Origin of the sequence: Solemya elarraichensis gill symbiont, assembly GCF_002021095.1 — a bacterium.
Classification (GTDB): Bacteria; Pseudomonadota; Gammaproteobacteria; order Chromatiales; family Chromatiaceae.
On the sequence record NZ_MPRK01000067.1, the window covers coordinates 1 to 8,311 of the forward strand.

An 8,311-nucleotide genomic window follows, 5' to 3' on the forward strand; every position below is an offset into this window, starting at 1 on the left:
GATTGAAAGCAGTCTGCATCAACAGCAGCGTCGCCTCGTACTACTCGCAAAGGGCCAACTGCAACGCGCTGATTCACGCCTTGCAGGCCTTCGACAGAGGCTTTTACTACAGGCGCCCGGGCGACGACTGGAACAGGCCAGGGAACAACTGGAGCGGCAGCAGACCCTGCTGCATAAGGGCATTAGCCGCCAACTCGCCTTGCTGCGGCAACGCTTTGTTTCAGCTGCCACGCCCCTGCACCTGCTGAGCCCGCTGGCCACCCTGGATCGCGGCTACGCAATTGCGTTCGATAAACAACACCTGGCTGTGCGTGACGCAGCCACGCTTTCCAAAAACGACCTGCTCAATCTGAAGTTCGCATCCGGTGAGGCAGAATGCCGTGTGGAAAAGGTTAAAACCGGCAAAAACTGACCCGCTGTAATTTCCCATCAAACTTGAAAGGAAATTAAAACTGGACGAACGGGCATAAATTCGTCACAATAATTACCAAGTGTTTTAATAGGTTTTATCTTTTGGAGTAAGAACGATGAGTGTAGAAATTCCTGAGCGCGATGGCGACGGTTACCTGAGAAGTATGGCTGACTGGACACCAGAGATTGGACGTGCAATGGCAGAGGCCGATGGTTTCGATATTGACGACGATAAATGGGACCAGATCATGAAGGCCCGTGAATACTACGATGACGAGAACGTGGTTCCGGCAATCCGTATCTTTGCCAAGCACATCGGTGTCGACAAGAAAATCCTCTTCAAGCAGTGGACAACCGGCCCAATGAAGCCAATCACCAAGTATGGTGGCCTGCCCAAGCCGACTGGCTGCGTCTGATTCCAGCTACAGTTTGCATGAAAAAGCCGGCTGCAGAGCCGGCTTTTTTATTCACTTAATAATTGTATCGAAAACCGACAAAACCCGGACTAACCGATCAAGTCATCCAGTGATGTATCCAGCGCTTCCCGCACTCCTTCGCGTGCTGTCTGGATCAAGGGCGTGACCCTCGCACCAATCGCCTCGTCGTGAAAAGTCTCGTCTGTTGCCGGTAATGGCATGTCTGTTTTCTTCATCAGGTCATACAGCGTCCGCTGGCGCAGATCCTGCTGCAGTACCCATGTCCTTCTCTCTGTGCGGGTGATCAGCTTCGCCTTGTCGAGCATGCCGATCAGTTTCTCCATCGACAGCCGTCCGATACCCGTTGTTCCCGACTGCACAATCTTGTCAGGTGCGACGTCTCCACCTGCCTGCTGTGCACAGTGAAAAATCGACAAAAGTTGGAGTAGTTGCGGTAATCCGGCCCTCACCCTGTTTTCGGCAGTTCCGGAATGGCGAAACAGTTCGAGGCTGTGGGTAAATTCCGCTCCGAGCAGAAAAATAATCCATGTGAGATAGAGCCACACGAGAAAAATCGGGATCACTGCAAGCGCACCGTATATCGCCTCGTAACTCGGGAAAGATGTCACGTAGACTGCAAAAGCACGTTTTGCCACTTCAAACAGCAGTGCAGCAAGCAGGCCTCCGGCCAGTGCATCCAACACAGGCACCCTGCGATTTGGAATCACCAGGTACATCAATGTAAAGGCAAGTGCCGAGGTGGCAACCGGTGCGACTGCAATCAGGTGGTCCCCTATTCCAAGCGTCTGATCTGCCTCAACCAGCAACGGCAGGGAAATCAGGTAGGAGGTTGCAGCAAAACTTGAGACAACCAGAATCGGTCCCAGCGACAGCAGTGCCCAGTAGGTTAGGAACTGCATGAGAGGACGGCGCTTGGCATGCGTCTCCCAGATTGCATTCAGGGCGAGATCGATGTTGCGCATCATCAGGAAGGCAACCAGTATGAGCACGACAAAACTGGTACCGGTAAGCCGGGCAGCGTTACTGACAAAGCGGTTCAGATAAATCTGAACCTGCTCACCTGAGGCGGGAACAAAATTATTAAAGACAAAGTCTTGCACGACTTCACTCATGCGCTCTGCAACAGGGAAAGCTGCCAGAACTGCAAGTGCCACGGTCATCAGCGGTACCAGCGAAAGCAGGGTTGTATAGGTAAGTGTTGCGGCTCTTTCGATACCGCGATGCTCACAGAAACCGGTGCGCAGTAGCTGCAGAAACTTTAACAGGCCAGCTCCGAATTTGCCTGCAATCATGGTCATTAACCGTTCAGGGGAATCCCGCTATTGAGCTCGTGAGGATACTGCCCCCCAAGGTCGGCCAGGGCTTCAATGTCGAGCAGCTTGACCTGCTTCCTGTTAACCTCGAGCAACCCCTGCTCCTGGAAACGGGAAAAAGTTCGGCTCACTGTTTCGACGGCAAGACCAAGAAAACTGGCTATTTCAGTTCGTGACATGCTGAGGTTGAACTCCAGCGCCGACAGGCTGCGTGACTTGTAGCGCGACGAGAGTGACAACAGGAAAGAGGCGAGACGCTCCTCGGCCGAGTGGCTGGCAAGGATTGCAACCATCTCACAGTCGTTGTGGACCTCCTTGCTGAGGAGACACATGAGCTGGTGTTGCAGGCTTGGTATTTCTGACGTCAGGTTCTGCAGCTGACTGAAAGGAACCTCACACGCAGAGGTGGTTTCCAGCACCGCTACACTACATGAGTAGACGCGGTTGTGTATGGCATCGAGACCGATCAGCTCACCCGGAAGGTAGAAACCGACAATGCACTCTTCGCCATGCTTATTGATGTAGTAGGATTTTACCGAACCGGATGTGATGACATAAATACCCTTGAACTTGTCACCCTGCCTGAAGAGATGGTCGCCTTTGTGAAATGGCGTGTTGCGATGGACAATCGAATCGAGTTTTTCCGTCTCGGCTTCCGACATGCCAACTGGCAGACAAAGTGGTGTTAAACCACAACTCTGGCACCTTAGCTGATCTTTCAGTGTGGTACTGAGCTTTGATTCCCTACTTTTTATTTTGCCCTGCTTTACGTCAGCCATGAATCACCCAAGTTGTATATACAGATTACAGCGTGAGGCTCCGGTTCAGCTATTTGGAAAAAGTTCCCGGAGTATCAAAATACTGATGAAAGAATCGCACCTTATTTGACTTAGGTCAATAAGTATTCCGGTATATTCCATCAGAATTGCTCGCGAACTCCTAATTCATTATATTAAGAGCCTCGTTTCCAAATTTTTCCAGGGGAAATTGTGTTATGACTGAAACAACGTACAACTATAAAGTGGTGCGGCAATTTGCCATCATGACCGTCGTGTGGGGTATCGTCGGCATGCTGGTAGGTGTCATTATCGCTGCACAGCTGGCCTTTCCGACACTGACTGAGGTGCTTCCAGAAGTGCTTCAGCCATACCTGCAATACGGTCGACTGCGCCCGCTTCATACTAATGCTGTTATCTTTGCCTTTGGCGGATCAGCTCTCTTTGCCACCTCTTACTACGTAGTACAACGCACCTGTCAGACACGTCTGTTTGCCAGTGGCCTGGCCGGTTTCACCTTCTGGGGCTGGAACCTGATCATCGTACTGGCAGCTGTTTCACTTCCCCTGGGCCTCACCAGTGGTAAGGAATACGCTGAACTCGAATGGCCAATCGATCTGATGATCGCGGTTGTGTGGGTCTCCTATGCACTCGTCTTCTTCGGCACCATCCTGAAGCGTAAGGTCAAGCACATCTATGTAGCTAACTGGTTCTTCGGCGCATTCATCCTGACGGTTGCAGTACTGCACATTGTCAACAGCGCTGCAATTCCGGTTATCTCTGGCCCCCTGGTCAAATCATACAGCTTCTACCCTGGAGCGATCGATGCCATGGTTCAGTGGTGGTATGGCCATAACGCGGTAGGCTTCTTCCTGACAGCAGGCTTCCTCGGCATAATGTACTACTTCGTACCGAAGCAGGCTGGCCGTCCGGTCTTCTCATACCGTCTCTCAGTTGTGCATTTCTGGGCACTGGTTTCCACCTACATGTGGGCTGGTCCTCACCACCTGCACTACACCGCTCTGCCTGACTGGACACAGTCTGTCGGCATGGTCTTCTCGCTGATTCTGCTTGCACCTTCATGGGGCGGCATGATCAACGGAATCATGACCCTATCAGGCGCATGGCACAAGCTGCGTACTGATCCGGTTCTCAAGTTCCTGATCGTTTCTCTCTCCTTCTACGGTATGTCTACCTTCGAAGGCCCGATGATGTCTATCAAGACCGTTAACGCACTCTCTCACTACACTGACTGGACTGTTGGACACGTTCACTCCGGCGCACTCGGCTGGGTTGCAATGGTCTCTATCGGTGCTCTCTACGGCCTGATTCCGAAGCTCTTCGGTCGTGAAGGCATGTTCTCCCAGGCACTGGTTGAACTGCACTTCTGGATCGCAACCATCGGCGTGGTTCTTTACATCGCTGCGATGTGGATTGCCGGAGTCATGCAAGGTCTGATGTGGCGTGCTGTTAACAGCGACGGAACACTCACTTACTCTTTCATCGAGTCTGTCGAGCGTACCTATCCTTTCTACAACGTTCGTCTGCTTGGCGGTGTCATGTTCCTGTTCGGAATGCTGCTGATGGCTTACAACGTCTGGAGAACTGTTTCCAACGCTCAACCCGCTCAGGATGTTATTCCTGAAGCTGCGCACTAACAGAGGAGGATATATCAATGTCTCATGAACGCGTAGAAACTAATATCGGGTTGATGGCGATCCTGATCATCCTGGTGATCAGTGTCGGCGGACTGGTGGAAATTGTTCCACTCTTCTTCCTGAAAGATACAACCACACCTGTTGAAGGTGTAACCAAGTACAGCGCACTGCGTCTCGAAGGTCGCGATGTCTATGTCCGTGAAGGCTGCTACAACTGCCACTCACAGATGATTCGTCCTTTCCGTGCAGAGACCGAGCGCTACGGCCATTACTCTGTCGCCGGTGAGTCTGTCTATGACCACCCGTTCCAGTGGGGTTCAAAGCGTACCGGTCCTGACCTGGCACGTGTTGGCGAACGCTACAGTGACGACTGGCATGCAGCACACCTCAACAATCCGCGTGACGTTGTACCAGAGTCCAACATGCCTTCGTTCCCATGGCTGTTCAGCACCGAACTTGATGGCGCCAATACCGCCAAGAAGATGGCTGCTCTGAACATCGCAGTTGGCGCTACCTGCCCAACATGTGACCTTTATTCTGATGCTGACATGGATGCGGCACAGGGCGAGGTTGCCGGAAAAACAGAAGCCGATGCACTTATTGCCTACCTTCAGGGTCTGGGCACTGCGATCAAGAGGTGATCATCATGGATATTAATGATTTTCGCTCTTGGCACACGGTGGTGATGCTGGCTATCTTTATCGGGATTATCGTATGGGCGTACAGTAAAAAACGCACCCATGCATTCGATGAAGCGGCTCACCTGCCCTTTGAAGATGACGCAACACATTCGGCAACCCTGAAAAAGGAGGATATCCAATGAGCAGTTTCTGGAGCAACTGGATCATCATACTCACAGTAGGCAACATCCTTGCCTGTATCTGGCTCATCTGGTGGACCATGCGCAAGCGTGCAGGCGAAGCCGAAAGCGGTGATGTCACAGGTCACACCTGGGACGAGGACCTGCAGGAGTACAACAACCCGCTGCCACGCTGGTGGCTGTGGATGTTCTGGATCACCATCATCTTTGCTGGTGGATACCTCGCATACTTCCCGGGCCTGGGTCTCTTCCAGGGTGCTGGTCACTGGAGCTCAACCGGCCAGTATGAAAGCGAAATGCAAACAGCAACCGAGAAGTACGATCCGATCTTCAAGAAGTACGCGGCGATCGGTATCGACGACCTGGCAAGCAAGTCGGAGAATGAAGAGGCGCTGGCCATGGGCAAGCGCATGTATCTCTCCTACTGCTCGCAGTGCCACGGCTCAACGGCAACCGGTGCAACCGGCTACCCGAACCTGGCAGACAACGACTGGCTCTGGGGTGGTTCTCCTGAAAAGATCAAGGAGACAATCCTTAATGGTCGCAGAGGTGTCATGATTCCTCACAAGGGTCGTGTAGATGAGGCGCAACTAGCTCAGCTGACTGACTACGTCTTCAGCCTCAGTGGTCGTGAAGGCATCGACGCCGCTTCTGCTGAAGCAGGCAAGGGTCAATTTCTGGCACTGGGTTGTGTTGGCTGCCATGGCATGGACGGCAAGGGCAATCAGGCTCTTGGTGCTCCTAACCTGACCGATAATGTCTGGCTCTATGGAGGCAGTGCGGGAGTTGTACAGAAGACTATTCTTGAGGGTCGCCAGGGCGTTATGCCAGCGCATCAGGAGTTTCTTGGCGATGACAAGTCACACCTGATTGCTGCTTACATCTATAGCCTTTCAAACTAAGTCATATGGACCTCGCCGGGCTGTTTCAGCCCGGCTTTTTTTTCGCCTGAAAAAAATGGTAGACTCGACCCATGAATACATCACCTCAGCAAAAAAATCCGGATCAGGACCTACCGGTTATACAACGGATCGTATCCATCATGTGGCCGTCCTTCCTCACCGCGTCACTCGCAACGGTACTCTTCTTCGTGCTGTTTGATCCCGGCGACCTGGCGATGATCTCTGGCGTCGATGTCACTCGTACCGGCGGCTATACAATCGGTTTCTTCTTTTTCTGGTTTATTACCTCGCTCGGCTGTGCTCTGACCTGCTACTTCAGAACGCCCTGTCCGCCGAGAATTGTCAATGACGAACAGGCTCCAGATCAGTAAAATAGATCGATTCATCACAACCCGTCGTTGAACACAACTCAACTGGTGCCATGACAACCAAATCGAAAGACCAGAGCCAGGAACCGATCCAGGACGAACTCTACAAAAAACGCGAGAAAATCTACCCTCGCGAGGTACACGGTATATTTGCGCTGTTGCGCAACCTCACCATGGTTACCCTGCTCGGTCTCTACTATGGGTTGCCGTGGATCAACTGGGACAATCACCAGTCAATCCTCTTCGACCTGCCCGAGCGCAAGTTCTATATTTTCGGCTCCACTTTCTGGCCACAGGACTTTTTCCTGCTGACGATTCTGCTGATCATCGCTGCCGTTGCGCTGTTCTTCTTTACGACACTGGCCGGACGCCTGTGGTGCGGCTACGCATGCCCGCAGACAGTCTGGACAGAGATCTTTCTCTGGTTTGAGCGCAAGATCGAAGGCTCGCGCCAGAAGCAGATAAAACTCGACAAGGCACCCATGAGTGCCGGAAAGGTTGGCATCAAGGTATTCAAACACTTTGTCCTGATCACATTCTCCCTGTGGACCGGCCTGACCTTTGTCGGTTATTTCACACCGATTACTGAGCTTTCACAGTCAGTCGTCAACATGACACTCGGTCCGTGGGAGACCTTCTGGATCATTTTTTACGGCTTTGCCACCTATGGCAACGCAGGCTGGATGCGCGAGCAGGTGTGTATCTATATGTGCCCCTATGCGCGTTTCCAGAGCGCCATGTTCGACCATGACACCCTGATCATCTCGTATGACGAAAAGCGTGGTAATCCGCGTGGTGCAAGAAAACGCGGTGCCTCGTCAGTCGAAGCCGGACTCGGAGACTGCATCGACTGCAAACTCTGTATCCAGGTATGCCCGGTCGGCATCGATATTCGCGAAGGATTGCAGTACCAGTGCATCGGCTGTGCCGCCTGTATTGATGTATGCGATGACGTCATGGAAAAGATGAGCTACCCCAAGGGGCTCATCAAGTACACCACTGAAAATGCCCTCTTCGGTAAGACCACAAAGATATTGCGTCCGCGTATCATTTTTTACATTGCTCTGCTGCTCGCGCTGACTGCAGGATTAATCTACGGAGTCGCATCGCGCGTACCTGTGGAAGTCAACATCATCCGTGACCGTAATACCCTCTATAACGAGACAACCCAAGGGCTGATTGAAAACGTCTACACGCTCAAGTTGATCAACATGAGCAATATGGATCAGGAGTTTGATATCAGCGTAACCGGTATCGAAGACATGCAGATTATCGGCAAGTATGAAGGTATCAATGTTGCATCAGGCGGCGTCAAGGATGTGCCAGTACGGATTCATGCGGATCCCATTAAGCTGAAAAGCCGTAGTAGCAAGGTATACTTTTATGTCGAAGCACGCGACGATGAAGAGATACACACCACTGAACATGGCCGTTTCCTTGGCCCACTTATAAAGTGACGATAAATTAATGACACAAGAAACGGTTAAACCCTGGTACCGCCAATTCTGGCCCTGGTTCATTATCTCGATCCCGGCCGGAACTGTGGTTGCAGCATTCATAACCATCTATATTGCAGTCGATGGTGCCGACCCCCTGGTGACGGACGATTACTACAAGGAAGGCCTG

The 8,311-nt window shown here is 52.1% G+C and carries 11 protein-coding genes; 9 read left to right on the forward strand and 2 right to left on the reverse strand.

Annotation, left to right across the window (positions count from 1 at the left end):
• On the forward strand, positions 1-412 hold a 412-nt coding region (locus BOW51_RS04935), incomplete at its 5' end, for an exodeoxyribonuclease VII large subunit (RefSeq protein WP_281252865.1).
• A gap of 115 nt (positions 413-527) precedes the next feature.
• Positions 528-827, forward strand: a complete 300-nt coding sequence (locus BOW51_RS04940; protein WP_078476719.1) for a TusE/DsrC/DsvC family sulfur relay protein — start codon at positions 528-530, stop codon at positions 825-827.
• A gap of 89 nt (positions 828-916) precedes the next feature.
• Here BOW51_RS04940 and BOW51_RS04945 read toward each other — a convergent pair whose 3' ends face one another.
• Positions 917-2,146: a virulence factor BrkB family protein gene (locus BOW51_RS04945; protein WP_078476720.1), complete on the reverse strand. Its 1,230-nt coding sequence runs from the start codon at positions 2,144-2,146 to the stop codon at positions 917-919.
• Positions 2,146-2,916 (reverse strand): fumarate/nitrate reduction transcriptional regulator Fnr, encoded by a 771-nt coding sequence (fnr, locus tag BOW51_RS04950; RefSeq protein ID WP_370738155.1) that lies wholly within the window; start codon positions 2,914-2,916, stop codon positions 2,146-2,148. The genes BOW51_RS04945 and fnr overlap by 1 nt, the downstream gene beginning before the upstream one ends.
• Positions 2,917-3,155: 239 nt before the next feature.
• On the opposite strand from fnr, the gene ccoN reads away from it, so the two are divergent.
• From ccoN to BOW51_RS04985, 7 genes are all read left to right on the forward strand, one after another.
• Entirely contained in the window at positions 3,156-4,595 is a 1,440-nt protein-coding gene (gene ccoN, locus BOW51_RS04955) for a cytochrome-c oxidase, cbb3-type subunit I (protein WP_078476722.1), read from the forward strand.
• A gap of 11 nt (positions 4,596-4,606) precedes the next feature.
• On the forward strand, positions 4,607-5,236 hold the full coding sequence (ccoO, locus tag BOW51_RS04960) for a cytochrome-c oxidase, cbb3-type subunit II (RefSeq protein WP_135568062.1): 630 nt from the start codon (positions 4,607-4,609) through the stop codon (positions 5,234-5,236).
• Positions 5,237-5,241: 5 nt separating this feature from the next.
• Positions 5,242-5,418, forward strand: a complete 177-nt coding sequence (locus BOW51_RS04965; RefSeq protein ID WP_078476727.1) for a cbb3-type cytochrome oxidase subunit 3 — start codon at positions 5,242-5,244, stop codon at positions 5,416-5,418.
• Positions 5,415-6,317, forward strand: a complete 903-nt coding sequence (gene ccoP / locus BOW51_RS04970; protein WP_078476724.1) for a cytochrome-c oxidase, cbb3-type subunit III — start codon at positions 5,415-5,417, stop codon at positions 6,315-6,317. The genes BOW51_RS04965 and ccoP overlap by 4 nt, the downstream gene beginning before the upstream one ends.
• 71 nt (positions 6,318-6,388) lie before the next feature.
• On the forward strand, positions 6,389-6,688 hold the full coding sequence (locus BOW51_RS04975; RefSeq protein ID WP_078476725.1) for a hypothetical protein: 300 nt from the start codon (positions 6,389-6,391) through the stop codon (positions 6,686-6,688).
• A gap of 50 nt (positions 6,689-6,738) precedes the next feature.
• Positions 6,739-8,142 (forward strand): cytochrome c oxidase accessory protein CcoG, encoded by a 1,404-nt coding sequence (ccoG, locus tag BOW51_RS04980; protein ID WP_078476726.1) that lies wholly within the window; start codon positions 6,739-6,741, stop codon positions 8,140-8,142.
• Between the two features lie 10 nt (positions 8,143-8,152).
• The coding region (locus BOW51_RS04985) for a FixH family protein (protein ID WP_174564729.1) at positions 8,153-8,311 on the forward strand (159 nt) is incomplete at its 3' end.